The organism is Streptomyces sp. NPDC058663, from assembly GCF_042716745.1.
Lineage (GTDB): Bacteria > Actinomycetota > Actinomycetes > Streptomycetales > Streptomycetaceae > Streptomyces.
On record NZ_JBHXRV010000029.1, the window covers coordinates 33,932 to 60,453 of the forward strand.

The 26,522-nt window shown below is 73.2% G+C and carries 18 protein-coding genes and 2 pseudogenes; 12 read left to right on the forward strand and 8 right to left on the reverse strand.

The genetic code is table 11. The features are described from left to right. Positions 1-2: 2 nt before the first annotated feature. From ACFWVV_RS21675 to ACFWVV_RS21695, 5 genes are all read left to right on the forward strand, one after another. On the forward strand, positions 3-4,046 hold the full coding sequence (locus tag ACFWVV_RS21675) for a DUF5682 family protein (RefSeq protein ID WP_384354035.1): 4,044 nt from the start codon (positions 3-5) through the stop codon (positions 4,044-4,046). Then, the gene (locus ACFWVV_RS21680; RefSeq protein ID WP_384354037.1) at positions 4,043-5,842 is read left to right on the forward strand and encodes a hypothetical protein; all 1,800 of its coding nucleotides are present in this window, start codon (positions 4,043-4,045) and stop codon (positions 5,840-5,842) included. The genes ACFWVV_RS21675 and ACFWVV_RS21680 overlap by 4 nt, the downstream gene beginning before the upstream one ends. Positions 5,843-6,234: 392 nt before the next feature. Then, on the forward strand, positions 6,235-7,794 hold the full coding sequence (locus ACFWVV_RS21685) for a UDP-N-acetylmuramoyl-L-alanyl-D-glutamate--2,6-diaminopimelate ligase (protein ID WP_384354039.1): 1,560 nt from the start codon (positions 6,235-6,237) through the stop codon (positions 7,792-7,794). Positions 7,795-8,176: 382 nt separating this feature from the next. Next, the gene (locus tag ACFWVV_RS21690; protein ID WP_384354041.1) at positions 8,177-8,689 is read left to right on the forward strand and encodes a papain-like cysteine protease family protein; all 513 of its coding nucleotides are present in this window, start codon (positions 8,177-8,179) and stop codon (positions 8,687-8,689) included. Positions 8,690-8,699: 10 nt separating this feature from the next. Further along, positions 8,700-9,578: a hypothetical protein gene (locus tag ACFWVV_RS21695; RefSeq protein WP_384354043.1), complete on the forward strand. Its 879-nt coding sequence runs from the start codon at positions 8,700-8,702 to the stop codon at positions 9,576-9,578. A gap of 149 nt (positions 9,579-9,727) precedes the next feature. Here the strand turns inward: ACFWVV_RS21695 and ACFWVV_RS21700 are convergent, their stop codons facing one another. From ACFWVV_RS21700 to ACFWVV_RS21730, 7 genes are all read right to left on the reverse strand, one after another. After that, positions 9,728-10,186: an EF-hand domain-containing protein gene (locus tag ACFWVV_RS21700; RefSeq protein ID WP_384354045.1), complete on the reverse strand. Its 459-nt coding sequence runs from the start codon at positions 10,184-10,186 to the stop codon at positions 9,728-9,730. A 226-nt stretch (positions 10,187-10,412) separates the two neighbouring features. Then, positions 10,413-10,640, reverse strand: coding sequence for a hypothetical protein (locus ACFWVV_RS21705; protein WP_384354047.1), 228 nt, complete (start codon positions 10,638-10,640; stop codon positions 10,413-10,415). Next, positions 10,580-11,020: a hypothetical protein gene (locus ACFWVV_RS21710; protein WP_384354133.1), complete on the reverse strand. Its 441-nt coding sequence runs from the start codon at positions 11,018-11,020 to the stop codon at positions 10,580-10,582. Before ACFWVV_RS21710 ends, ACFWVV_RS21705 begins: the two co-directional genes overlap by 61 nt. A gap of 242 nt (positions 11,021-11,262) precedes the next feature. Further along, positions 11,263-12,078: a hypothetical protein gene (locus ACFWVV_RS21715; RefSeq protein WP_384354049.1), complete on the reverse strand. Its 816-nt coding sequence runs from the start codon at positions 12,076-12,078 to the stop codon at positions 11,263-11,265. A gap of 282 nt (positions 12,079-12,360) precedes the next feature. Next, on the reverse strand, positions 12,361-13,029 hold the full coding sequence (locus tag ACFWVV_RS21720) for a molybdopterin-dependent oxidoreductase (protein ID WP_384354051.1): 669 nt from the start codon (positions 13,027-13,029) through the stop codon (positions 12,361-12,363). A gap of 155 nt (positions 13,030-13,184) precedes the next feature. After that, positions 13,185-13,595, reverse strand: coding sequence for a hypothetical protein (locus ACFWVV_RS21725; RefSeq protein WP_384354053.1), 411 nt, complete (start codon positions 13,593-13,595; stop codon positions 13,185-13,187). Between the two features lie 171 nt (positions 13,596-13,766). Next, entirely contained in the window at positions 13,767-15,221 is a 1,455-nt protein-coding gene (locus tag ACFWVV_RS21730; protein WP_384354055.1) for a WGR domain-containing protein, read from the reverse strand. A gap of 301 nt (positions 15,222-15,522) precedes the next feature. Between ACFWVV_RS21730 and ACFWVV_RS21735 the strand changes: the two genes are divergently transcribed. The 3 genes and pseudogenes from ACFWVV_RS21735 to ACFWVV_RS21745 form a co-directional block, all read left to right on the forward strand. Next, on the forward strand, positions 15,523-15,810 hold the full coding sequence (locus ACFWVV_RS21735; protein WP_384354057.1) for a hypothetical protein: 288 nt from the start codon (positions 15,523-15,525) through the stop codon (positions 15,808-15,810). Further along, positions 15,807-16,955, forward strand: a pseudogene (locus tag ACFWVV_RS21740) (Gfo/Idh/MocA family protein); the annotation flags it as partial. The gene ACFWVV_RS21735 and the pseudogene ACFWVV_RS21740, both read left to right, overlap by 4 nt. Positions 16,956-17,075: 120 nt before the next feature. Beyond that, positions 17,076-17,930 (forward strand): annotated as a pseudogene (locus tag ACFWVV_RS21745) (PmoA family protein); the annotation flags it as partial. A gap of 178 nt (positions 17,931-18,108) precedes the next feature. Here ACFWVV_RS21745 and ACFWVV_RS21750 read toward each other — a convergent pair. Continuing rightward, entirely contained in the window at positions 18,109-19,860 is a 1,752-nt protein-coding gene (locus ACFWVV_RS21750; protein WP_384354059.1) for a putative Ig domain-containing protein, read from the reverse strand. A 507-nt stretch (positions 19,861-20,367) separates the two neighbouring features. Here ACFWVV_RS21750 and ACFWVV_RS21755 point away from each other — a divergent pair. The 4 genes from ACFWVV_RS21755 (at position 20,368) to ACFWVV_RS21770 (ending at position 26,475) form a co-directional block, all read left to right on the forward strand. Beyond that, positions 20,368-23,271, forward strand: coding sequence for a LuxR C-terminal-related transcriptional regulator (locus tag ACFWVV_RS21755; RefSeq protein ID WP_384354061.1), 2,904 nt, complete (start codon positions 20,368-20,370; stop codon positions 23,269-23,271). Between the two features lie 144 nt (positions 23,272-23,415). Then, on the forward strand, positions 23,416-24,483 hold the full coding sequence (locus tag ACFWVV_RS21760) for a hypothetical protein (RefSeq protein ID WP_384354063.1): 1,068 nt from the start codon (positions 23,416-23,418) through the stop codon (positions 24,481-24,483). A 2-nt stretch (positions 24,484-24,485) separates the two neighbouring features. Then, positions 24,486-25,586: a hypothetical protein gene (locus ACFWVV_RS21765; RefSeq protein ID WP_384354065.1), complete on the forward strand. Its 1,101-nt coding sequence runs from the start codon at positions 24,486-24,488 to the stop codon at positions 25,584-25,586. A gap of 343 nt (positions 25,587-25,929) precedes the next feature. Beyond that, positions 25,930-26,475, forward strand: a complete 546-nt coding sequence (locus tag ACFWVV_RS21770) for a DUF3291 domain-containing protein (protein WP_384354067.1) — start codon at positions 25,930-25,932, stop codon at positions 26,473-26,475. Positions 26,476-26,522 lie beyond the last annotated feature (47 nt).

Here is a 26,522-nt window from a genome sequence, read left to right on the forward strand (position 1 = left end):
CGATGAGCGAGCCGAACACCCCCGCGCCGCGTTCCGTCGCCGAGGCGCTGCCCATGGCTGGGGAGCCGGCCACGGCCGAGGAGCGACCCGCGACCGGGGAGCGACCCGCGACCGGGGTGTCGTCCCGCGCTGGTGCGTCGTCCACCACCCGTACGCCAGCCACCACCAGTACGCCGGCCACCACCGGTGCGCAGGCCGTTTCACCGGCGCGGGCTCGGGTGGCCGGGCCGCCCGACACCCCGGAGGCCGCGGTGGCGGCACTCGCGGCGGCCGGGCCCGGGTCGCCGTTCCTGATCGGAGTGCGCCACCACGCGCCCTCGCTGGCGGCCGCCCTCCCGGCGCTGCTGGACGCGGCGGCCCCCGACATCCTCCTCGTCGAACTGCCCGCCGAGTTCCAGCCCTGGCTGGGGTGGCTCGCCCACGAGGAGACCGAGGCCCCGGTGGCTCTGGCCGCCGTGCCCGCCGACGGGCCCGGCGCAGCAGGCGAACGGGGGCCAGCCTTCTACCCGTTCGCGGATTTCTCGCCGGAAATGGTCGCCCTGCGCTGGGCGGCGAGGAACGGGATCCCCGCCGTGGCCTGCGATCTGCCGCTGGCCGACCGGGCGTGGGCGCGGGGAGGCCCGGACGCTCCTGGCCCCGCTCCGGCCCCGGGCGCCGACTCCGCGCCCGTGCCGGGGACGGGGTACGGGCTGTCCGACGCGCTCCGGTCGAGGCTCACCGGCCGGGACGGCGACGATCTGTGGGACCGGCTGGTGGAAGCCGGTGCGCCCGGTTCGACTCCCGAGGCGCTCCGCCGCGCCGCCCTGCTCACCGGTTGGGCGCTGCGGTACGAGGCCGAGGCGCGGGGCGGGGTGCGGGGCACGGACCTGGCGCGCGAGGCGTGCATGCGCGGACATGTCACCGAGGCCCTGACGAACGGGCGGCGTCCCGCCGTGGTGGTAGGAGCCTTCCACACACCGGCGCTGCTGGCCTGCACCGCGGGGGCCCGGAGGGACTCCGTACAGGCACTGCACGAGACGTCGGACGTGCCGGGTGTTCCCGTCGCGCCGGACGTACCAGGCGCTGCGGATGCGCCGGAGGTACCCGCCGCGCCGGACGTACCAGGTGTTCCGGATGCGCCGGACGTACCAGGTGTTCCGGATGCGCCGGACGTACCAGGTGTTCCGGGTGTGCCGGAAGTACCCGCCGCGCCGGACGTGCCGGACGCAGAAGGCCACGCGCACGGCCCCGCTGTGTCGGCGACCGCGTGCACCGTGTCCCTGGTTCCCTACACGTACCCCCTGCTCGACTCCCGGTCCGGTTACCCGGCCGGCATCCGGGACCCGGAGTGGCAGCACACCGTCCTGGACGCCGCCGGAGACCCCGCCGCACTGCACGAGGCGCTGATCCGCAGCGCGGTCCGCGTCTGCGCCGCCCTGCGCGCACAGGGCCACCCCTACGGCCCGGCGGACGCCCGTGAGGTCGTCCGGGTGGCGGGCGACCTGGCCCGCCTGCGCGATCTGCCCGCCCCGGGCCGCGGCGAGTTCCTGGAAGCCGTACAGACGGTGCTGGGACGCGGCGAGACGTACGGCACGGGCCGCGCCGTCGCCCGGGCCCTCGAACAGGTGCTCGTCGGCGGGCGTACGGGACGGCCCGCGCCTGCCGCGCCGCGCGGCGGACTGGGCCCCGCCGTCGAGGCGGAGACCGCGGCGCTCTCCCTTCCCGGCCCGCAGGACGCGTACGAGAAGACGCCGCGCGACCTGCGGCTCGACCCGGCGCGTTCCGCCCTGGACCGGCGGCGCGAACTGCTGCTGCGCAGGCTGACGGTGTGCGGCATCCCCTACGCGCAGGAGCAGGAGGTGACCGGCGCGGCCGGCACCGAAGGCCTCACGACGCGCTGGCAGGTGCGGTGGACCCCGGCGACGGCGGCAATGCTCACCGCTGCCGGGGCCCGCGGCGTCACCCCGGCCCAGGCGGCCGAGGGCGTGCTGCGGCAGCGGCACGCGGCCGAGCGCGCGGACGGCGGTCCGACGGCCGCCCAGGTCGTCAACGGCCTCACGGAGGCCGCCGAGTGCGGACTCCCCTCCCTCGCCGAGGAACGGCTGACGGAACTCGCGGCCGTACTCCCGGCGAGCGGCACCCTTCCCGAACTCCTGGCCGGGCTCGATCTGCTGGACCGCATCGACGCCGGCCACCTGCCCGGCCTGAGCGCGCCCGACAGCCCTTCGGTCCCTGACGTCACCGCTTCCGCCCGGGCCGCCCGCACCGCGCACGCGGCCGAACTCCTGACCTCGGCCGCGGTCCGTCAGGTGGCCGGCCTGACCGGTTCCGACGATCCGGAGGACGCCCGCGCGCTGCTCGAACTGGCACAGCGCGCCGACCGGTTGGGCGGCATCCGGCTCACCGGCGCGCTCACCCGGCTGGCAGCCGACGGCACCCCGTTGATCGCCGCGGCCGCCGGAGCGGTCCGGGTTCTCGCGGGCCAGGTCGACGCCGGGGCCTTCGGGGAGCGCGTCGCCTCCTGGGTGGACGGAGCCGTGGACGGCGCCTCCCGGACCGCGCTCACCGCCCGCCTCACCGGCGTCCTGACCGTGGCGGGCCCACTTCTCGCCGTCGGCATCAATGCCCTGGACCCGTTGCTGCACCGGGTTGTCGAGCTGGACGACACCGCGTTCCTGGCCCGGCTGCCCGCCCTGCGCGGTGGCTTCGACACCCTGAGCCCGGCCGCCCGGGACCGGCTCCTCGACACCGTCGAGGAGCGGCTGGGCGAGCGGGTGGACACCCACGACGCGGACGACCCCGCCGACCTGGCCCGCCGCACGGCCGCCGACCTCGCGGCCCGCGCACTCCTGGGCGCCCTCGGCCTGCCGGTCCCGTCCCCCGCGTACGACGACGGGTTCCCACCGCTGCCCGGCCACGCGGTCGCGAGCCGCCCCGACACAGGGGCCGCCCCCGGGCGGACCCTCGCGCCCGCCGACCGGTGGCGGCTCGTGCTGGGCCGCCGTCCCGACCGGCTGCCGGCCGGTGCCGCCCGCCTGGCGACCGCACTGGACGAGCTCTACGGTGCGGGGCACGGCGAGGGATCCCGTGCCGGCCTGCCCGGCTCCGGTCGGCGCGGCGGCCGCGAACCGTCGTTCCCCGGCGTCCGCGAGTGGTCCGAGGAGCTGGCCGCGCTGTTCGGCCCCGGTATCCGCGAGGAGGTCCTCGCCGCGGCAGCCGCGACAGGCCGGCAGGACGTCCTCGCCGCCATCGATCCGGTAGCCGTCACCCCTTCCGTGGAACTGCTCCGCACGGTCCTGCGGTACGCCGGCGGCCTCCCCGAAGCGCGTCTCGCGGCGCTGAGACCCCTGGTCCGCCACCTCGTCGACGAACTGACCCGGCAGCTCGCCACCCGACTGCGACCCGCCCTCACCGGCGCCATGCAGGCCCGTCCCACCCGCCGCCCCGGCGGCCGGCTCGACCTGCCGCGCACGCTGCGCGCCAACCTCGCCACCGCCCGCCGGACCGCTGAGGGAACGGTCCGGGTGATACCCGAGAAGCCGGTGTTCCACAGCCGTGCCCGTCGGTCCGCCGACTGGCGTCTGATCCTGGTCACCGACGTCTCCGGGTCCATGGAGGCATCCACGATCTGGTCCGCGCTGACCGCGTCCGTGCTCGTCGGGGTGCCGACCCTGAGCACCCACTTCCTGGCCTTCTCCACGGAGGTCGTCGACCTCACCGGCCATGTGCACGATCCCCTCTCCCTCCTGCTGGAGGTGAGCGTCGGCGGGGGTACGCACATCGCCGCCGGGCTGCGGCACGCGCGCAGCCTGGTCGCGGTGCCCAGCCGCACCCTCGTCGTCGTCATCAGCGACTTCGAGGAGGGCGCGCCGCTCGGCGGGCTGCTGGCCGAAGTGCGCGCCCTGGTGTCCACCGGGTGCCACGTACTCGGGTGCGCGAGTCTCGACGACGCCGGCCGGCCGCGCTACTCGACGGGTGTCGCCGGGCAGCTCGTGGCCGCCGGGATGCCCGTGGCGGCCCTCAGCCCACTCGAACTGGCCCGCTGGATAGGGGAGAAGACCGCATGAGCAGCGCCCAGTTGCCAGCCGTTGCGCCGGAGGTCACGGCCGCGCTGGTGGAGAACCTCTCGCCCCGGTTGCGCAAGCGGCTGGACGCGGCGGTCGCCAGGCTCGGCAGCCGCCCGACGCACCGCGACGGGGACACGGTGACGATCGCGGTCGACGAGGAGACCGAGTTGCGCCTGCACGCCCCGAGCGGCGTGGTGACCACGGTGGACGCCCTCACCTGCGGCTGCCTCCTCGCCCCGGCCTGCGTCCACCGCGCGGCCGCCGCCTGCGCCGCCCCCGCGGCCGCTCCGCAGCCGGCCGACGAGCCCCTCGGTGCTGCCGCTGAGGAAGATTCCTCCTCGGTCCCCGGCCCTGCCCCCTCCCCCGAGGCGGCGGGCCCCGCCGAGTGTGCCGCGGCCGACGCCCTGTGGGCGGCGGGCGCCGCCGTCCTGGAGTCCGGGGTCGACGGGGCGGGCGCCGTCACCCAGGCGGCGCTCCTGCGTGCCGCGCACACCGCCCGGCTCCGGCACCTGCCGCGTGCCGCGGGCGCCGCGCTGTCCGTCGTCACGCTGCTGCGCGCGGCCCGCGCCGGGGACGCCTCCTACCGCACCGCCGCCCTCGTCACCGCCCTGGCCGAACTCCTGGGCACCGCACACCGGGTGAGGACGGCGTCCGGGGCGGAACTGGCCGCCGTCAGAGGTCACGCACGCCGCCCGTACAGTCCGGACGGCTCGCTGCGCCTGTACGGCCTGTTCACCGAACCTGTGGTCACCGATTCGGGGCACGGCGGCGTCCGCACCTGGGTCGCCGGAACCGACGGCCGCCTGTTCACGGTCGGCGACGTGGCCCCCGGCGGCGTCGGACGGGCCGTGGGCGTGGCCGACCGGGCCGTGCGTCTGGGGGACACCGCGCTCACCCACCGGGAGTTGGGCCGGGCGGGTCTGGCGGTCTCGGCGGCGACGGTCTCGCCGGACGGCAGACTGGGCGCGGGGAAGGGTGTCAAGGCCGTCGCCGCCCGGGGCGCGGCGTGGACGGAGCCGCCGCTCGCCGCCCTGTGGGAGACGCCGCCGTCCGAACAGGCCGCCCGCGCCCTTCGGTTCACCTCCCGCCGCGCGCACCTGGACACGGGCGGCAGTGACCTGCTGTTCCTCGATGTGGAACTCCTGGGCGCCGTACGGGAGCCGGGCGGCACCTCCCTGCTCGCGCGGTGCGAGGGAGGCATTCCCGTCCGGCTCACCGTCGCCGACGACGAACCCGCGCTGGCCCACCGCGACAACCTGATGCTGCTGGCCACGGCACCGGGAGCACGGCTGAGGATCATTGGCCGTCTGGTGCCCGCGCCCCACCCCCGGCTCGCGCTCCTCGCCTGCTCGCATCCCACCGGCGAGGGCACGGTCGACCTCGGCCTGGACCGCCTGCGCCGGGCCGACCTCCCGGACCAGGCCGGCTCCGCGCACCTGGCCCCGGCTCTGCCCGGGGACGCCGCTGGGCATGCGCCGCTGTACCTGCTGGAGCGACGCGTGGAACAGGCGCTTCTGGCGGGCCGCGCCGCCCTCGGCATGCTCGGCGACGTCACCGCCGAATCCCGTCGCATCCGCCGCTCGGGGCTTCCCACGGCCGCGGGGCTCCTCACCGCACTGTGCGGCGCGGCGGCCCCACGCGACCGTGACCACTTCGGCCGCCTCCTGCCCGTCGACAGCGACGGCTTTGCCACGCATTGGCTCGCCTCCGCCTGTTACACGGCCGCTGTCGCCGAGTCGCTGTGCGCGGCAGGCTGGGAGACGGCCCGGTCGGGCCCGGCCGCGTCAGCCCAGTAGCGGCGCGCCCGCCGGCATCGAGCGAACTGGCCTCCTTGGCGGGTTTCATGGCCGCCCCGCACCGAGGGCGGTTGGCCACTGCACGGAACTCGCTGTAGCTTCAAGGAGCGGCGAACGATCCGGCCGGTTTCCACGGCCCTCCGGCAGCACGTCCCACTGCGTGCGCCCGATGACGGATTCGCCCTGTATCAGCACGTGAGCGCGCCCGTGGCGGTGCGCCGCGCCACCACGCCCGGTCGCCGGGCCTTTCTGCCGGGTCGTGAGCTGCCCGGTCCGACCCGGGCGAGCACCGCGCCCGGCTCCGCCTCACCACAGCAGCGTCCGGCCACCGCCGGTGCTGCCGCCCGGCTGCGACCGCGTTCAACGGGCCGTGCCACTTCGAAGGGATCATTGTGCAGTTGAGCGAGTTGTTGGCCGGACAGGAACACCAGGTGCTCCAGGGCGACCCGGGTACGACGTCGATCACCGCGGGTGCGACCTTCGACGTCGACCGGGTCACTCCCGGTTCCGTCTTCGTCGCCGTGCCCGGTCACCGGGAGGGTGGGACCGCCTCCATCCCGGCGGCGTTCGCCCGCGGAGCGGCGGCCGTCCTCGTCGAGGGCGCCGACCCCGCGCTCCCGGAGACGCTCTGGCCCGCGAGCAGGTGCACCGTGCGGGTGCCGGACGCCCGGCGGGCCGCCGCCGTGGTGGCCTCCCGGTACTACGGCGAGCCGGGGCGGCAGATGGACATGGTGGCCATCACCGGGACCAACGGCAAGACCTCGGTGTCGTACATGGTCGAGTCCGTGCTGCGGATCTCCGCAGCGGCCGAGGTGGGAGTCATCGGGACGTCGGGCAGCCGGATCGGCGACGAGGTGATCCCGATGCCGCCCTCGGTGCTCACCACCCCCGAGTCGCCCGATCTCCAGTACCTCCTGGGGTACATGCGCGACCGCGCGGCCACCAGCGTGGTGCTCGAAGCCACCTCGATGGCACTGCTGACCCACCGGGTGGACCGTACGTTCATCGACGTCGGGGTGTTCACCAACCTGACCCAGGACCACCTGGACGACCACGGCACGATGGCCAACTACCGGGACGCCAAGCTCCGGCTCTTCCAGGGGCTGTGCCGGCGCGCAGTGGTTAACGCCGACGATCCGGTCGGGGCGGGGATCCCCGCGATGATGCCGGGCGCCGTGACCACGTACGCCCTCGACAATCCGGCGGACTACCGGGCCACCGACCTGGTGGTGAGTGCATCCGGCACGCGGTTCACCCTCCACCACGCCGGGCGCGCCCGCCCGGCCGCCATTCCGTTCCCGGGCCGGTACTCCGTCGCCAACGCGCTCGCGGCCCTGGCCACCTGCCATGTCCTGGGCCACGACCTGGACTCCCTGGTCGCCGCGCTCGCCCAGATGCCGCCGGTTCCCGGCCGGTTCGAGCGCTTCGAGACCCCGGACGGCACCTCGGTGATCGTGGACTACGCGCACTCCCCCGACTCCCTGGAGAAGGTGCTGACCACCATCGGCGGCTACTCGCGCGGCCGGGTGATCACCGTGTTCGGCTGCGGCGGCGACCGGGACACCACGAAGCGGGCCGACATGGGAAGGATCGCCGGGACCTACTCGGACCTGTGCGTCCTGACCTCGGACAACCCTCGTAACGAGGTCCCGGAGGCGATCCTGGACGAGATCGCTCCCGGGCTCGCCTCGACGGGCACGCCGTTCGAGCGGCTGGCGGACCGGCGCGAGGCGATCGCTTTCGCGCTGTCGGCTGCGGGGCCGGACGACATCGTCCTCCTCGCGGGCAAGGGCAGCGAACCGCACCAGACCGTGCGGGAGGAACTGATCCCGTTCAGCGACATGGCTGTCGCGCGCGAGCTCGCCCTGCAGCAGACCGCAGCCCGGTTCCCCGCCGCCGGGGGCGGCTCGGCGACCACCACGGAGCGCGCCGCGTCCGGACCGATGTCGTAGTCGTAGTCGTAGTCGAAGTCGAAGTCGAAGTCGAAGTCGTAGTCGTTCAACGCCTGAACCGGTGGGGCGAGGGCCGGATCCGGAGCCCACCGGGAACGCCGGACCGGTACGGCCCGTGGAACACCTCCTCGTCCACCATCCCCGCCCGCCGTACCCCCGCGGGCGTCAGCGGGTACGGCCGGCAGGGCGGACCCACTGCTGCCCGGTATGCCCGCAACTAGGCCGCACGGGTACGTCTCCGCAGGTCGGGTGTGCCGAGGAGTAACATGCTGGCATATTCCTCCCTGATCACCCCATTCGTTGCGTTGCACCCTTCAGGGAAGGCAGGAACATGGGCAGATTCAGGTACGGGAGAGCGAAAGCGGCTTTCGCGCTGGCCGCCTTGGGTTCTCTCGCAGCTGCGACCGGCACCGCTCACGCGGAAGCGGGCCAGGACAACATCACCATGCTGAAGCAGGAGAAGACCCAGTGGTGCTGGGTCGCCTCCGGGCTGACCATCGCCAAGTTCCACGGATTGGGCTCCACCCAGACGGACTTCTGCAGCCGGGCGCAGCCCTACTACGGCTGCAACAACCAGCCCGCCACCCTCGACGACATGGCCAAGGGCTGGCACAGCCTCGGGATGGCCCACACCGGCTCCGGCCTGAACGCCGCGGCCACGTTCAACCAGGTGTACTCCGACGTCAAGGCGGCCCGTCCGATCGGCGCCCGCATCGGGTGGGCCTCCGGCGGCGGCCACATGAACGTGGTCTACGGCTTCGACACGGCGAAGACCACGATCGCCGTGGCCGACCCGTGGCCGGACACCACCACGTACACGTGGTGGAACTACAACGACTACGTGAGCAACAGCTCCTCCAAGTGGACCCATTCCCGCATCGGTATCTCCCGCTAAGGCAGGCGACATGCCCGACACTCGCGGTACCCGCGCATTCGGCAAGCGGGCCACGTCCCGCTTCTCCCTCCTCTCCGCCGTCATCGCCCTGAGCGCGTCCGCACTGCTGTCCGCCGCCGGCCCGGGGCACGCGGCCCCGGTCAAGGACCCTCTGCCCGTGGACATCCCGGACTACCGGGCCGCCCTCGACGCGGTGAAGTCCGCCGACGTCCGCAACACCGTCTGCCGCTTCCTGCGCACTCCGCTGCCCACCGGACCAAGCGGTGCGGCGCAGACGATCCCCGATACCGCCGAGCCGTGCCAGGGCCTCCCGGCCTTCACGATCAAGGACCCCGTGGCCCTGAACGAGATCACCCCCGCCTTCGTCGCGGGCACCGCGGCGCCGCTGCCCACGCACGCCGTCAAGCTGACGCAGCTGGTCTCTTCGCTGAGCACCACCGTCAACGGCCGCACCGCCACCGTCATGCTCGCCCCCACCCAGGGCGGCGGCTGGCACCTGGCGGCCGTGCGCGACGGTGACAGCGACGCCGCGTTCGCGGGCAAGGCCGCCCCCGGCACCGTGGTCTTCGCCGAACCGCAGATCCGCGGCTGGTACCAGCTCCAACTCACTACCGTCACACCGCTCAACGACCAGGCCCGGCAAGGCTTGGGCGGCCGGGCGTCGGCGTCGCTCAGCGACTACCAGAAACTGCTCAAGAGCCGTTATGCCGACAAGCTGCCCGGCTCGGAGTACGACACCATGGGCTACTCCAGCGGCTACTCCCTGCCCATGAGCACGGACGACGCCCCGTCCTCCACCCTGCTCCTCGTCGGCGGTTCCGGCGCGGCACTCGCCGTCACGGGCGGCGCCGCCGTGCTCCTGCGACGCCGACGCACCCACACCGCCTGAGTTCCCCCCACGACCCCGCTCCGCCCCCGCGTCCGGCCGGGGCGGAGCAAGCAGCGTCCTCACCCCGGCGCCCTGAGGGCCGTTGAGATCGCACGGCGCATGCCCACACCAGTGGTGGCGTGGGCATGCGGTGTCCGTATCCGGGGGCGTCAGTCGGCGAACTTGCCGAACAGGTGGTTGGCAGGAGCGTCCGGGTCGTCGCCGTAGAAGAACTCCGCAACCGCCTGGTGGAATTCGGCGCGGTCCAGCGCACCGGAGCCGTCCCGGTCCAGGGCGGCGAAGACCGCGGCGCAGTCCTCACTGGGAACCCCGGCGACCGAGTCGTACATCTGCTGGAACTCCGCCTGGTCGATCCTGCCGTCTCCGTTGAGATCGGCCAGGTCGAAGAAGCAGTTGGTCACCGGCTCGATCTGCTCCGGGTACTGGGCGCGGTCGGTCACGGCCCGCCTGAACCCTTCGGTCATCTCGCCCAGATCGATCTTCCCGTCACCGTCCTGATCCATCGGGGCGATCACGTTCGTCCAGAACCCGTCCATCCCCTCGGCGAGCATGCGGGCTGTCGCGGAGTCCGGCGCCGCGCCACGGGCTGCGATGTAACGCTCGCTCATCATCCGGACGTCCCCCTGGGTGATGAACCCGTCGCCGTCGACGTCGGCGCCCCGGAACCACGCCGTACTTGCGTTCTTGAAGTGCAGTCACGAACGCGGACAGTATTCATGTGATTACGCAAGCGCACATCGCGAGAGGGGAGCCTTTCGGCTTCCGGCGTCGGCCTGTGACGTGCTCGGCGATGGCGTGCAAGAAAGCTGCTCGCCGGGGCGGGAGGTCTGCGTGTCACTGTTCGAGAGGGGGCGGAGTAAAGGCGAGTACGTCAGGAAGGGGGTCGTCGTACCGCTCGACGTCGATCAGTGTGCTGAGAGCACTCGGTCCTTGGGACAGGCGCGAGCAGGGCCGGTCCGCCGTGAGGACGTTCGGGTTGCCGTGTCGGTCCATTGTTCCGCTCAGGCCCGGCTGGACCGGATCCCACCACGCTCCCGTGGACAGTTGTACGACGCCTGGCATGACGTCGTCCGCCAGGACCGCACCCGCGAGACAGCTGCCGGTTCGCGACCGCGGATCTTTGAGCTCAGGCTGTGTCCGCCGTTGTCGTACTGGCTGTGCAGGCGTGAGGCGGGCTGATTCGAGAGCAGATGCAGCGGGAATCGGACGGCCAGATCGGCACGAAGCCACTCGACGGGCGCGTACCACTTCGGATGCCCGGCGCAGTCGTCGTAGCCGAACGAGTCGATCTCCCCGGAAAAGATCTCGATCCTGCCCGACGGTGCCGGCAGGGGGAAAAGCCGCGGGTCCGAGCGCAGTGCCCCGAAGTCGCCGGGGAACGGGCCGGCCGACGCCGGCAGCTCAGCGGTGGAGCTTCGCCAGAAGTCGTCGAAGCCCGGCAAGGCGTACGGCCCAACCCCGCTGTGCGCCCGTATGCGCGACGGCCAACGGCCGCACGGAGGCCCCGGACGCAGCGGAGGCCACTCACGGTGGCGGGGCAGGCTTCGGTTTCCGGCGGATGTGGCAAGCAGAATCGCAGAAGGCCGCTGCCCGCTCCCACAGGTTTGTTCAGCGGGCTGTGCCGGGAGGTGCCGTGGGTGCGGCGGCAGTGGGGGCACGTCCGCACCCGTCGACGTAACTCCCGCTAGCTGACCGGAGTGCGCATCGCCTTGCGGAACTTCGCGGTGAGCGCCGCGGTTTCCTCCAAGGTGTGTGCGTTGCCGTCCGCCGCCCGGTCGTTCTTGCCCGTGACGGCACTGCCCACGGTACTTGTGTCGGCCCACTCGCAGCGCGGTATCCGGTAGGTGCGAGGGGCGCCCATCTCCTCGGGGAGCCCAGGAGTCCGGGGGATGTGCATGATGACGAACCGGCACTTCATGACAGCGTCCTCGAGCCCGGCGGGCGTCATCTCACGCACGGGTGTCAACTCGATGCGGAAGGGGCCCTCGAAGTTCTTGGCACTCTCCTTCTCGCTGTTGCGCTGCGCTGTCTCGTGTTGCGCGATCAGCGCGTCGAGAGTGGCTCGGGGGTCCTTCACTTCTCCCCAGGACCCGCTGATGGTCACCGTCTCGCTGCCCTTCTCCGGGGTTTCCGAGTCGGGGTCGGATGCCGTGGAGTAGGTGGACAGCGGTCCGCTCACCGCGCCCTTCACACCTGCCGCGATCAGCTTCTCGGTGTTCTCCAGGGGCGCGGAGGCGGACTTCTCACCGGTCGCCCGCTTGAATCCGTCCACGTGCGCCGGACGCTCCAATCGGTACGTCTCGTCACCCAGCACCAGCCACGCACCGCAGCCCGCCGCCACAACAGCGGCCCCCGCGACCGCCGCCACCCACACCGGGCGCCGCCTCTTCCTCGGTGCACGGCGTCGGCCGAGTGTGCGGGAACCCTGGTCCTGTGGCAGCCCGTGCGGACCGGGGGGCTGGTCGTACACCCGGTAGGTGTCCGGCTGCTGATGACTCATGGACAAAACCCCCACCTGCGTCCGCATGCACAATGCACACATGATCCTCGCGCACATTGCGCGAAGCACACATCGTCGCAAACGCGGGAGAATCGCAGGTCAGCGGGGTACGTTCCGACCTGTTACTTGTTACCGATTAGCGATTACCGGTACCGGTTACCGCAGGAGGCCGATGATCGGGTCAGCGGCGACCGGACGCGGGCGGGTGGTGACCGCCGGTCAGGGATTCGAGGCCTGTTGGGCAAGGGCTGTGCGTCCTGGCACGCATGCTTTCGATTGCCCTCACCCCTGTTTGCGCCCCTGCCGCGCACTCGCTGCCCGGATCCCGGCGACCAGTACCCGGTACAGCGGCCGCACCACCCGGCCGGGGAGCCGGCGGTGCCGCTCCTCCTTCCACACCCGGGCCCGGGAGTGCGCCGCCAGGGGTGACCAGCGGTCGGTGAGCGGAGGCGCGGTGACGTGGAACTCGATGCGGCAGAGGTGCTTGATGTTCACGTACCCGTACTGCCAGGGACTGACGAGCCGTACCGGGGCGCCGTGCTCACCGGTGAGCGGCTCCCCGCCGAGCCGCTCGGCGAGGAGCACGTCCTCACCCAACGCGTCCTCCAGCAGCACCATCGCCCGTACCCCGTCAGCACCCGCGAACACCAGGTGGCTCACCACAGCCCCCGGTCGCAGGGCCGGTTGCACCACATCCCGGTAGAAGTCATGGAACCCGACTCCCTCCCACACCAGTCCGGTCGCCGACCACCCGGCCACACAGTGGAAGTCGGCCCGCACCTCGCGCCGGGGCAGCTTCGCCAGGTCCGCCACCGACAGCGTGACGTCCTCCGTCAGAGCACCTACCAGCTTGATCACCGGGTCGGCGGGGACGGGCGGCGGCGGATTCTTCAGGTCCTTGCCGAACCTGGGAAATCCCTTGAGGGCACGTTGCCCTGGCGGAAGCGTCATGTCGGTCCTCCGGTCTGCGCCCAAGTCGGGCAGAGCCCAACCTACTTGAGCGGACGCCGGGTGCACCCGGACAAGCGCCCCACCACAGGCCGCCGAGTGTCCAGGTCGCACGCCGTCCCGCCCCTGCCCCGGATCCGGCAGACCCCCGCAGCGGCTCAGGCGTACAGGTCCGGCTGCTGGGCCCCGGGATCCTTGCGCGGCTCCGTGCGGTGGTCGAAGTACGCCCACGCGAAGATTCCGAGTACCGCCACCACGCCCACGGTCAGGAACTGCACCACCGTCGGTGCGCTCCGGGTGAGGAACCCGGCGAGTCCCGCCGCCAGCCCGCCGCACAGCATCACCATGCGGCTGACGAAGTGCTGCCCCGGGTCCATGCCCTCGCGTTCCGAGAACAGGCCTTCCGCTGCCGCCTTCGCCGGGCGCGCGGCGCCCCTGCGCTTCTTCGACCGGTACTCCAGCCCGTACCCGATCAGGAGATAGAGCACGAAGATCGCGGCGATCCACGCCCAGTCGGACGGGTCGTCCGTCCCTCCGCGCGCCAGTGAGAACTCCAGCTCCGGGCTCATCCAAGGCCCCCTTTCCGTGTGAGGGCCGGATGCCCTCACCGGGCGGGGCCATGCGCGTCGACTCTTCTGCGGGGAAAGGGAGTTCAGTTCTGCGGGCGTCCTGCTTGCTTCGGGCCGGCCCGCGCCGGGACCCGGGGCCCTCCCCCGCATCCGCCCTCGCGGCGGCCTCTGTCAGAGCAGTCGCTGGATGTCTCCGCGTACCCGGTAGAAACCCCCGGCCGCCGTGTGCAGCGCGTCCACCACATAGCGGGCTCCGGGCTCCCGGATCGCCCGCGGGAACTGCACGTTCAGCGAAGGGTCGTAGCCCCCGGACACGACGTGCACCCGCACCCGGCCCGCCTCCTGGACGCACTCCACGACGATCGCCCCGCTGGGCGCCTGGGCCACGGTCGCCACTGCGCCCGCGTTCGTGGCCGGCGCGCTGGCAGGCATGGCCGCCGCCAGCTTGACGTCCCGCGCCACCGGCACCGTGCCCTGCTGGGCCGCCGCCACCGCCGCCTCGCTCGCGTCCACGCAGAGCAGCGAGCCGTCGGTGGTCACCAGATAGAGCCGTTCGTCGTGGTACTGCATGGACAGCGCGGAGCCGTCGCCCGTGCCCAGCTTCCACAGCCGGGTGCCGTCCTGGTCGAAGCAGTAGACGGACGAGGACGCGTCACCGGCGAACACGTACCGCCCGCCGGGCGAGGTCGCGCACGAGTACACGGCGCTGTCGCAGGTGTACGTCGCCTCGATCGCGCCGGTCGCCTTCGACAGCCGCTGGACGGCCTTGTGCGCGGTACCCGCGTACACCACGTCGCCGTCCTGCCAGCCGAACAGCACCCCGCCCTTGGTGCGCGTGTGCCACAGTTCCCCGCTGCCGTCGGGGGCGTAGGCAGTGACGCCCTTGCTGTGGCCGTGGTAGACGGCCCGGTCGTCGGCGCGGACCATCCAGGCGTGCTCGCCCTGGCTGCGGCGGGCCCACTGGTGCTCGTCCTCGTGGTCGATGACGGTGAGCCGCCCGTCGCGGTCGGAGACGTTCAGCTCGCCCTCGTGGATGTCCAGCCAGAAGATGTCGACGTCCGCCGCGATGTCGTAGGCCGCGAACGGCAGCTTCGACGACAGGTCGTACACCTTGCCGTCGTCACAGCCCGCGTAGATCCAGAAGTCGTCGGCCACCAGGCACTTCACCCCGTCCGGCAGGCGGAAGCGGGCCAGTACGCCGCCCTCGTGATCCAGGGTGTACACGTCGCCACGCTGATTTCCGACCCAGCAGCGGTCGTCGTCGACATGGATCCCGAACGCGGCCGAACCGGTGCGGAACCGCCACAGCACGGGCGCAGCCGAACGCGCGGTGGAAGGGGCGGAGGAGACCTGGCGTCGGGTGACCGCGCGCGGTGCGCGCTGCCCCGGGACCGCCGGGGCATATCCCTTACGGACCTTCTCACCGATCTTCTTCGCGGCGGCAGCGCGCGCCTTGTCCGCCGTGGCGAACGTCGTCGTCTGCATCTGCCCCTCGGCGCCGATCCGCCCGTACCGCACGCTCACGGTCAGGCCGGCGACCGTCACTTCGTAGAACTTGTGCGCCGCGCCGTCCTCCTGGGACAGCTCCAGATACGTCGCCGACACCGTGGCGGAACCGTGGGACATGACAGACCCCTCCCCTGCGCATCCGCCGTCCGTACGGCGAATTCCAATGATCGAACCGTAGACGGAGGCACTGACAATGGCCCGGGGCGCCGTGGGGCGGCGGTACGGGGACGGTCGAGCCGGGGGCGGCGGAGGTAGGGGGAGGGAATGGGCGGCCCCGGCCCCGCGAAGCTCCGATACCCGGCTCGACTGTCCGAAATACCGGACGGCCAACCGCACTTCGAACGGAACGTAGCCAAACCCTTGCCGAAGTCTCCGCCCGAGGGACACCCTGTTCCCCGGCCCATGATCTAGGAGACCGATGTCCGCCCAGCCGCCTCCCTCATCCGTCGAAGGCCCCGGCCCCGCGCGCGGGACGCTCCCCCCGCGCACCTGGTGCGCGTCCTCGGACGCCGCCCACCTTTCGCTGAACGGCAGTTGGCACTCCCGGCCGGGCCGGACGGGCCCCGCGTACGACGAGTCGTTCTCCGCCCCGGGGTGCGACGCCGCCGGCTGGGACCGCGTGGAGGTACCGGGCCGCCCGGACCACCAGCTCCACCCCGAAACCGCTGATTGCACCTTCGACTTCCTACCCGTGGAGGGCTCGTGACCCGCCCCGCCCCCCTGCCGGTCGTCCTCGCAGGTGCCCGTGGCCACGGCCACTGGCACCTGGAGAACATCCACCGCCTCGAAGCGCTCGGACTGGTGCGCCTGGCCGGAATCTGTGAACTGAAGCCGCTCGACGAGGCCGAGCTCGACGGTCTCTGCGACCCCGCCCGGCCTCCGGCCCAGTCCGCCGACTTCGACCGGCTCCTCGACACCACCGGTGCGCGGGTCGCGGTCCTGTGCACCCCGCTCCACACCCACACCGACCTGGCGCTGACCGCCGCCGCGCGCGGAGTCCACGTACTCCTGGAAAAGCCTCCTGCTCCCTCGTACGAGGAGTTCACGCGGATGGCGGACGGGGTGCGGGCGGCGGGTGTCGTCTGCCAGATCGGTTTCCAGTCACTCGGCTCGCTCGCGTTGCCCGCCGTGCGGCAGTTGATCGCCGACGGCGAGGTGGGCGAGCTGCGCGGGGTCGGCGCGGCGGGTGCCTGGGCCCGCGACAGCGCGTACTTCGCCCGCGCCCCGTGGTCGGGCCGCCGCAGGCTCGACGGGGTGGACGTCGTGGACGGCGCCCTCACCAACCCGCTCGCCCACGCGGTGGCCACCTCCCTTGCGCTGGCGGGGAGTTCGCGCGCCGAGGACGTCACGGCCATCGAGACGGAACTCTTCCGCGCGCACGACATCGAGTCCGACGACACCTCCTGCGTCAGGATCTCCACCACGCACGGCATCCCCGTCACGGTGGCCGCGACGCTCTGCGCCGGAGCGCCCTCGGCCCCGTACGTCGTGGTGCACGGCTCCCGGGGCCGGATTATTTTTTGGTACACGGAGGACCGGATCCGGGTGGAACGCGAGGGCCACCCCCGGTACGAGACCACCTTCGACCGCACCGACCTGCTGGAGAACCTGGTCGGCCACCTCACCCGTGACACCCCGCTGCTGGTCCCGCCGGAGAGCACGGGGGCGTTCATGCGGGTGGTCGAGGCGGTACGCACGGCCCCCGCCCCCTCGCCACTGCCGCCCTCGGCATGGCGGACGGTCCAGGACGGGACGGCTTCGCGCCGCGTCGTCGACGGGGTGGAGGCCCTGGTGGCGGCGAGTGCGGACACGCTGTCCCTGTACTCCGAGCTGGGCGCGCCGTGGGCCCCGCACGGAAGTGCCTACGAGCCGTCGGCCCGCCCCGGGGCAGCACACGAAGAGAGCGAGCTCGGGGCCCGGGGCGGGAGCCCTGCGCCGACCGCCGACTCATCGCCGGTACTGCGCAGTGCCGGCCGCACGGTGGCGCACTACGTCCACCGGCCGGACGTGGCTTCCGGCCTCTCACCACGCCCGTATCTCCACCCGGTGTGCACGTTCGGCGGCCGGCGGGTGACCGAGGAACTGCCCGAGGACCACCCGCACCACCTCGGGGTGGGCGTGGCCGTGCCCGACGTGAGCGGCATCAGCTTCTGGGGCGGCAGCACCTACGTGCGCGACCAGGGCCCCCGCTACCTGGACAACCACGGGGTGCAGGTGCACCGGAACTGGCAGCGCCGGGATCCGGGAGGCTTCACGGAGGAACTGAGCTGGCGGGCGGGGGGCGAGCCGGGCGCCGAGGAGCTGATCCACGAACTCCGCACCGTCGCCGCGTTCGCACTCGACTCCCGGGCCTGGGCGCTGGACTTCACGTACGCATTGACCAATGCCGCCGGCCGGGCCCTGTCGATCGGCAGCCCGGCCACCAACGGCCGCCCCGGTGCGGGTTACGGCGGCTTCTTCTGGCGGGCACCGAAGGAGACCGCGGCGCCGCAGGCGTTCACGGCTCGCGAAAGCGGCGAGGAGGCAGTGCACGGCAGCACGGCCGACTGGGTGGCGGTCGTGGGCGGCGACGAGGCCGCGGGCCACGGCTGGACACTGGCCTTCGCCGGCGCGACGGAAGCCACCCGGCGTGACCCGTGGTTCGTACGGACGTCGGAGTACCCGGGGGTCGGCTCGTCGTTGGCCTGGTCACGGCGGCTGCCGCTGGAGCCCGGGGGGACGGTGCGCAGGCGCATCGTGACGGTGGTGGTGGACGGGCGGCAGGACCGGGATGCGGTGGCCGCGTACGTGAGCCGCGCCGTCGGCTCAGTTCCTGTGGGGGAGTAGAGCGCGTGTGAGGGGCTGCTCCGGGGAGGGTCTCCGCGGAGCAGCCCCTCTGGGGGCGGTGGGGGCCGCTGGGCGCGCGGCTCGCCCAGGACCGGTGCCGCGTACCCGGTCGCCCCGCGCGTACCGAGGTGTCCGTGAGGACGAGGTCGCCCGGATCAGGACCGTGCCGCGTCCGGTCTCAGGACCAGACGGTGAAGGAGGTGGTGACGGTGGACTTCTTGCCCGCGGCGTCGGTGACGGTCAGCGTGACGTTGCGGAAGCCCCATTGGGTGGCGGTGCCGGAGATGACGCCGGTGGAGGCGTTGACGCCGAGTCCGGCGGGGAGGTTGGCCGCGCTGAAGGTGTAGGGCTTGGTGCCGCCGCTCGCCTGGAGCTGGAGGCGGTAGGGGCTGGTTGTGTAGAGGGTCTGGCTGCCGGGGTGGGTCAGAGTCGGTGTGCCGGTGCCGGCGGGGGTGACGGTCCAGGTGAAGGAGGCGGTGCCCTTTTTGCCGGCGGCGTCGGTGGCGGTGAGGGTGACGGAGGAACTTCCGCCGGTGGTGGGGCTGCCGGACACCGTGCCGGTCGCGGCGGAGAGGGACAGGCCGGCGGGCAGGCCTGTGGCGGACCAGGTGTAGGGGGCGGTGCCTCCTTCGGCGGTGTTCTTCAGTTCGACGGCGGTGCCGATGACGCTGTGCTGGGCGGAGACTGCGGCCACGGTGACGTTGCCGGGCTGCGGGGTCGAGGTGACCAGGGAGGCGCCGAACCTGGTGAGCGCTTCGCCGACGGGCTGGAAGATGGTGAATTTCTCGCCGCTGCCGCTGCTGCAGGTGGCGCTGCCGCCGCCGGAGTGCAGGCCGACGCCCTTGCCTGTCGCGGTGACGTAGGCGCCTCCTGAGTCCCCGCCGGCGGAGCAGGCGTTGGAGTAGGCGAGGCCGTCGATCACGACGTTGCCGTAGTCCACGGACTGGTTGACCTTGGTGACCTCCCCACAGCGGTAGCCGGTGGTCTGGCCCGAGCGGCAGACCGCGGTGCCCACGACGGCTTCGGCGGCCCCGGTGACCGTCACGTCCGCGCCGGTCCCGCTGCCCCGGACGGTGGGCGCCAGGTTCCAGCCCGTCTGGTCGACGTCCACGATGCCCATGTCGCCCTCGCGGGCGTTGACGCTGCCGGTGCCGTTCTTGTTGGAGGTGCCGACGCGGGTGCCGTCCTTGCCGTAGGCAGCCTGGTTGACGTCGTTGGTGCAGTGCCCGGCGGTCAGGAATGCCTTGCCGCCGCCACTGGTGCGGGTGACGGAGAAGCCGATCGAGCAGGGGCTCTCACTGCCCGGAACCCACTTCTCACCGCCGACCACGTTGCCGCCCTGCTGGCGGGGCGAGTCCTGGGATTCGGTGACACCGACCAGGTCGCCCAGGGAGGCGAGCCGGGTGCGCAGCGCGGTGGTCGCCGCGGTCGCCCGGGCCGGGTCGATGACGACCTCCACCCGGTTGTCGCGTACGTCGGGGCCCCAGGAGAGGACGCCGGGCACCCCGGCGGCCCAGCCGGCCACGGACAGGGCCGTATCGGCCAACTGCCGTGCGGTGTACCGGGCTTGGTGCGGTATCGCACCGGTGGCACGGACGGCGGCGGTGTCGGTGCCGGTGACCGCCGCGTGCAGGCGTCCGTCGGCGGAGTCGAACCAGAGGCCCGCGACGCGGTCGCCGACCGTGGCGCGGACCGCGGTGGCGGCGCGGGCGGCGTCGGCCTCTTCGGCGAGCCTGCGGTCGGCGGCGGGACCGGAGAGGCCCAGGTCGCGCTGGAGGGCTTCACGTACCTCGGGCGGCAGGTCGCCGGTGACCGCGGGGGCGCCCGTCGCGGCAGCGGCTCCCGCTGGGGAGGGGAACGCGGCAAGGCCGGCCAGGGCCGCGGCGGCGGCGATGCCGGTCGCCAGGGACCGGCGGAGGGGAACTCGCATGGTGGGGGATGGTCCTTCCCGGTGGGGGCACGGTGACGGGATGTCACTGCGGCGTCCCGGGACGTGGCGTGGGGAGAGCGACCCCAGGCGTCTGCCGGGGCACTGCCCGGGACGGTCCACAGAGTCACGGGCCGTAGGGCCCCGGCGGTATCGGGAGCATCCCCCGTTCCCCGCACACCGGTTATCGGACGGGCGTTGCCCCTCCGTCGGACCCGGCGGACGGGCGGTGCCCCTCCCTCGGACCGGGTGGCCGGACGTCGGCCCCTCCCTCGGCCCGTCGGACGGACGGTGGCCCCCCTTCGGACCCGGTGGACGGGCGGTGCCCCCTTCGGACCCGGTGGACGGACGAGCAGCGGTATGGACCAGTCGCGGCGCCGGACTGCCACGGCGGGCGGAGCGGCCTGCGAGGTGTGCGGAGTTGCCGGGGTCTGGGGGAAATCCCTTGCGCAAGGGCCGCCCGGGGCAAAGGCATTGCCCGGTGGCAGACGGGTCCCTAGCGTGCGGGGGGTGAAAGGGCGCACAGGGTTGGACGGGGTCGGGGACAGGGTGGACGAGGGCTGGGCCGGGCTGCTCCAGAACGCCGCCGCGCTCCTGGGGCGGCATGGCCGGCTCGCCGTGAGCGGGCCATGGGGTGCAGGCAAGAGCGTGCTGCTCAAGGCTCTCGCGGACCTGCCGACATCCGGTCGGCGCTGTGTGCGCATCCGCACCCAGGAGGCCGACCGCGACCTGCCCTGGGCGGCCCTGACGCAACTCCTGGAGCCCATGGAACACGGGCAGCTTCCGCCTTCCTGGCCCACCGTCGCACCGGCACCCGGACCCCCCGCTCCGTACGCCCCGCGAGAGCCGGTTCCCGTACGCCACGGCGCCGCCCGGCCGTCACCGCGCATGACGCCTGTTCTCGGCCGGCCCCTTGCCGTACTGATGGAGAGCGGGATGGATCGGCTGAAGCTGCGGGTGGCGGTCACCGCGCTGTTGAGGGGCGGTGGGCCGGTGCTGCTCCTGGTGGACGGCGCCCAGTGGCTGGACGAACCCAGTGCGGACGTTCTCGGTTACGCCCTGCGGACACTCCCGGAAGACGTGCTCGCCGTGGTGGCCACCGAGCGGACGGCGGGGCATCCCACGGCGGCCTCGGCCCTGCTCGGCGGCCACCCCCCGGTCCTCGCCGTGCCCCCGGCCGACCTCACCGAGACGGCAGCCCTCCTCGGCTCGGTCGGTCTGCCGGCCCGCTGGGCGTCGCCCGTGCGGCGCTACTGCGGCGGGCACCGGGGTCTGCTGGACGTCTGCTGCCGCGCGCTGGCTGCCGCGGAGCGCACCCACGACGGTCACAGCCGCCCCCTCTGGCCTCCGCAGGTCCGTGAACTGGCCGCATCCTGGCTGCTCGGCGTGCCGGTCGAGGTGCGGGACACCCTGAGGGTGGCCGCCCTGGCCCGGCACCCGGACGCGGACCTGCTGCGGCAGGCGGGCCGGACGGCCGCCGAGGAACACCTCGCCGAGGCGGCACGCGCCGGCCTGCTGACGACCGGCGAAGTGGCCGGCCCGGGTGCGGTCGTCCCGCCCCGTGCCCGCTTCGCCGCCGAGGCACTGGCCGAGGCGGCCGCCGCCACCGGCACCTCCGCGCAGCGGCTGAAGATCCACCGGGCGCTGGCCGAGGCCGAGCCCGACCCTGTACAGCGGGCCCGGCACCGGGGACTGGCGCAGGAGAGCACCCATCAGGCTGTCGCCGAGGACACCGCGCGGGCGGCAGCGGCCGCCAGGGAGAGCGGCGAGCGTGCTCTGGCTGCCGAACTGATGCTGCTGTCCGCCCGGTTGACCCCGGCCGGCCTCTCCGGACCGCGTCTGGACAGGCTGGCAGCGGCCGCGGCCGACGCGGCCGCTGCGGGCTGCACCGAGCTGGCCCGGGATGCGGCCGCCAGGATCGCCGTCGGCCGCGGGAGCCCGGCCCAGCAGCTGCACGCGTTGATGGCCGTGGCCGACGCGCACGGACAGGACCTGACCGCGGCGGAGCCGCTGTTCGCCTCGGCGCGCCGACTGGCGGGTACGGACCCGGCACTGCTCGCCGCCGTCGAACTGCGGGAGGCGGTGCAGGCGAACATCCGGGGTGGAGCGGCGATCCATGCCCTCCACCACGCCGAGGCCGCCACCGAACTGGCACGGCAGGGCGGGGACGTTGCTCTGGAGGCCGCCTCGCTCACCATGCGGGCGCGCATGGAACGGGTCCTGGGCCACCTGGACCGCGCCCCGGTCACCCTGGCCCGGGCACTCGCCCTGGCCGTGCCCCCGCTCCGGCTCGGAATCCGCAACAGTCCCGAGTACCTCTTCGCCCGGCACGCCGTGTTCGACGGAAGGCTGACCGAGGCCCGGCAGTCGCTGCTCGCCCTGCTGCCCGCCGCTCAGGCGGCCGGTGAGGCCGAGGACCTGGTCGAGGTGTGGCGCAGCCTCGCGGAGGTGGATGCCTGGCTGGGGTCCTGCCAGCGGGCCCTGGAGTGGTCGGCACGGGCGGTCGAGCTCACCGAGGCCGCCGGCTTGTCCCCCGGCCCCGCCTGGTACACGGCCGCGCTCGCCCACAGCTGCGGCGGGAGCTTCGCCCGGGCCCTGCGCCATGCCGAGCAGGGTGTACGAGCCTCCCGCGAGGAGCACGACGCCCTGTACACCTCACGCGGTCTGTGGATGCTCGGCGCGGTACGGCTGCACATCGGAGAGACGGAGGGAGCGGCAGCGGCTCTGGCGGAGGTGGCGGAGCTGGAGTCGCTGGCCGGGTCCGTGGACCCCGGGATGCTGCGCTGGCAGGCCGACACGGTGGAGGCCTTCGCGGCATCCGGCCGCCATGAACGGGCCCGTGCCCTGCTGGACGCGATGCAGGACACCGTCGGCAGCCACCCCGGGCACGCGGGGCTGCGGGCAGCGCTGACCCGTGCCCGGGCTGTGTGCGTGGATGCCGAGGGGCGGCCCGAGGAGGCGGCTGAACTGCTGGCCGACGCGGCACACGGATTCGCCGGGCTCGGGCTGCGGGTGGAGGAGGGCCGCACGCACCTCACCCGCGGGCGTGTGGAACGTCGGCGTCGCCGGCGGGCCTCGGCCCGGGTGTCCTGGGAGACGGCGTTGGGCGTTTTCGAACAAGCGCAGGCGCGGCCCTGGGTGGCACTCACCGGGGAACACCTCGCCCGGCTGACCTCTCCCCCGTCGTCCCGGTCCGCCCCTGCGCGAGCTGCCGCGGGAGGGACCGAGGGAGTCCGCGCGCTCACCGAGCACGAATTCCGGCTGGCGGGGCTCGTGGCCCGGGGAGCCACCAACCGGGAGGCGGCGCAGCAGTTGTTCGTCTCGGTGAAGACGGTGGAGACCATGCTCAGCCGCATCTACCGCAAGATGGGCATCCGTTCGCGCACCCAGCTCTCCTGCGCCCTCAGCTCCTGATTTCCTGCGCCTCAGCCCCTGACTATTTCCTGCGCCCTCAGCTCCTGACCCGCGAAGGAAGGGGCCGTTTTCGGCCGGATGTCGTCTGTCCACGGGCACGAAAACGTCGGTAACTTGTGCGACCTTCGTACTCCTGGGGGTCTTGTGAACCGTCTCCGAACGGTCGTCGTCTGCCTGGTGATCGCCTGTGCCGGAGTACTGTCACCGACTGCCGCGGGTGCGGTGGCCGGAGCCGTACCGCCGCACTGGTCCGCGCTGCCGGTGCCGGCGGCGGTTCCGCCGGTGCAGGTGGCCGATCTCGCCGCCCGCGGACCGGGCGAGGCGTGGGCGACCGGGTCCGAGAACGTATCGGAAGGCCCGCGGCCTGTCCTGTACGGGTGGAACGGCTCGGCATGGCGCCGGGACATCACCTTCCCCGGGGCCGGCGAACCGGGCCGGCTCGGCAAGGTGCAGTTCGTCGGCGAGGAGGCGTGGATCTTCCACCAGCGCGACGGCGCGGCCGAGATCCTGCGCCGTTCGGCGGGAGGGTGGAGCACCGTCCCGCTGCCCCGGCCCCTGTGGGTCTACCAGGACTTCGCTGCGGTCCCGGGCGCGGCCTGGGTGGTCGGTGAGGACGACACGGGGCTGAAGGTGCTGCATTACGACGGTTCCCGCTGGACCGAACAGCCCACCCCCGAGGGCGTGACGTTCCTGATGGGGATCACCGCGCGCAGCGCCGACGACGCCTGGGCCTGGGCGGACACCACCACCGGTCCCACTGTCCTGCGCTGGGACGGCGCGACGTGGCGGGACGCGAAGGTGCCACTGCCGCCGCACAGCAACGTGCAGTCGATCCTTCTCGAACCGTCCGGCCGGGTCACGCTCGCCGGCAGCCAGTACGCCGACGGCCTGAACCGCACCTATCTGATGACCCGCACCGGCTCCGCCTGGCGCACCACTCACCCGCCGCTGGGCAACGCGTCCACCGAGGCCGTGGTGCGCGGCCCGGACGGCGCGCTGTGGCTGCCGCTGCGCAGCGACCGCGCGTTCCAGTCGAAGTACGCGCGGGTGGACGGCACACGCACCACCTTCTCCTACGGCCCGCAGCGCACGAACGCGATCGAGGTCCAGGCACAAGTGCTGGCAAGGGCCGGATCCGCACTGCTGTCCTTCGGGACCGCCGAGATCTACGGCTCGAAACCCCATCCGATGAGCGAGCGGCTCGGAGGCTGACCATGGCACGCAGACTTCTCGTCGCGGCCCTCGCGGCTGCCATGACCCTGGTACCCGCGGCCGCGGCGGACACGCCGACCTGGCACCACGTACCGGTCCCGGCGCAGGTGCGCCCGCAGGCCGGGCTGAACGGGGCCGCGGCGAGCGGGCCCGACCGGGCCTGGGCCGTGGGCACCGACGCCGTGGGCCGCACGGCACCCGGTTATCCGCTGATGCTGCGCTGGAACGGCACCGCGTGGCAGCGCCAGAGCCTGCCGGGGAGCGACTGGCAGGGAGAGCTGCTGTCGGTGGCCGCGGCCTCGTCGACCGCGGCCTGGGCGGTCGGCCGCGACACGGCGGGCACCGCCCGGCTGCTCCGCCTCACCGCCGCCGGCTGGTCGGAGAGCCGGGCGCCGCGCGGTGTCGTGCTGGACAAGGTCGTCGCGGGCGGCGGCGAGACCTGGCTGATCGGCTCGCGGGAGGGTGCGCAGGCGCTGCTGCGCTGGGACGGGCGCGGCTGGCGGGATCTGCCGGTGCCGCCGGGTTCCGTGCGCGGCCTGCACCTCCTGGCGGCCGACGACGTGTGGGCCGCCGGCTCCTCCGGAGAGGGTGCGACCGTCTCGCACTGGGACGGCACCGCCTGGCAGCAGACGGTCGTGAGCGGGTACCCGCGGGCGGGGGTCGCCAGTGTGCTGGCGGTCTCGCCGACGGAGGTGTGGGCGGGCGGCTCGGCCGGCTTCATCGGCGGCCCGGTGGGCAAGCCGATCCCGCCGCTGCTGGTCCGCTGGGACGGGCAGACGTGGAGCCAGGTGACCGTGCCCACGGACTTCGGCGGCATCACCTCGCTGACCCCTTCGGCTTCCGGTGCGCTCGGCTGGGTCGCGGTGGCCCGCTCGCTGAAGTGGGGGCCGCCGGGCAGCTACCCGCCGCTGGCCCCCGGGCCCGCCTTCCTTTCCTGGAACGGCCAGTCGTTCACCCCGTACGACGAACCGGCCGTGGCCGGGGAGGGGGCCTCCTCCGCACTGATGCTGGCCCCGGTACCGGGAACGGCGACGGTGTGGTCGGTCGGCCGCGCAGGCGGTCCCGAGTCCACCTTCGCGCCCCGCATCCTCCGGTTCGGCTGAGCCGGGGCAGGCCGGGGCGGGCGGGGCCGGTGAACGGGCGCGCTCACGCGCCCGACCGGGGTGCGCCGTCGGCCGTGCGACGCGGTCGACCTCGCCCGTGCCCTCCCCCGGCCCCGCAAGGGCCGGGCTCACGAGGCCACTTGGACGTCGATGACGCAACTTCGACAGGGCCCGCCGAGGCAGCTACTTTCACGTGGACCTCGGCAAACACCCACGGCCGCACAGGGGTTCGTTCAGGCTGAGCCACCCGCGACGGGATGGGGTGGTCACACCTCACGCCCTCTCGCTTCCCCTGCGCACACCACCGGATCGGGTCCACATCCAGCACCTCCCCAGGAGACGCATGCCCCGCCTCGCGCTGTACACATTCGGCGTCCTGAAGTCACCCCTCTCCGACCCCACACCGCGCACGCGCGAGTTCTACGACAGAGGTGAGGCCGTCTACCGGCGGATCGGTCAGCACCCCGGGTACCTCGCCCGCGCCGAAGCGGTGGGCGGTGACCGGGGCATGCTCTTCGAGGCGGACTGGGGCGCGTGGGGAGAGTTCGCCGTACCGGCCTGGTACGACAAGGGCCGTACGGCGGAAACCACCGCCCTGGCCGCGACACTCTCGCTCTGGACCGACCCGGACTCCACCTTCGACGCCGTCTACACCGGTCTGCACGGTGAGTCGCTGAACAGGCGTGGCGACTGGTTCGAGCGAGCGGAGCACCCGAAATACGTGTGCTGGTGGGTCTCCGAGGGCGTGATACCCACCTGGCAGGACGGGGTTTCCAGGTTGGAGCACCTCCGCGACCGCGGCTCCGTGCCGCACGCCTTCACCTTCCCTCGTTCCTTCACTCCGGACGGAACTCCGACGAGGATCACAGGGATGCCCCCTTCCCTCTGAGGGTGTCCGGTCGACCTGAGGGCGTCCCGTGAGGGTGTCCGGTCAAC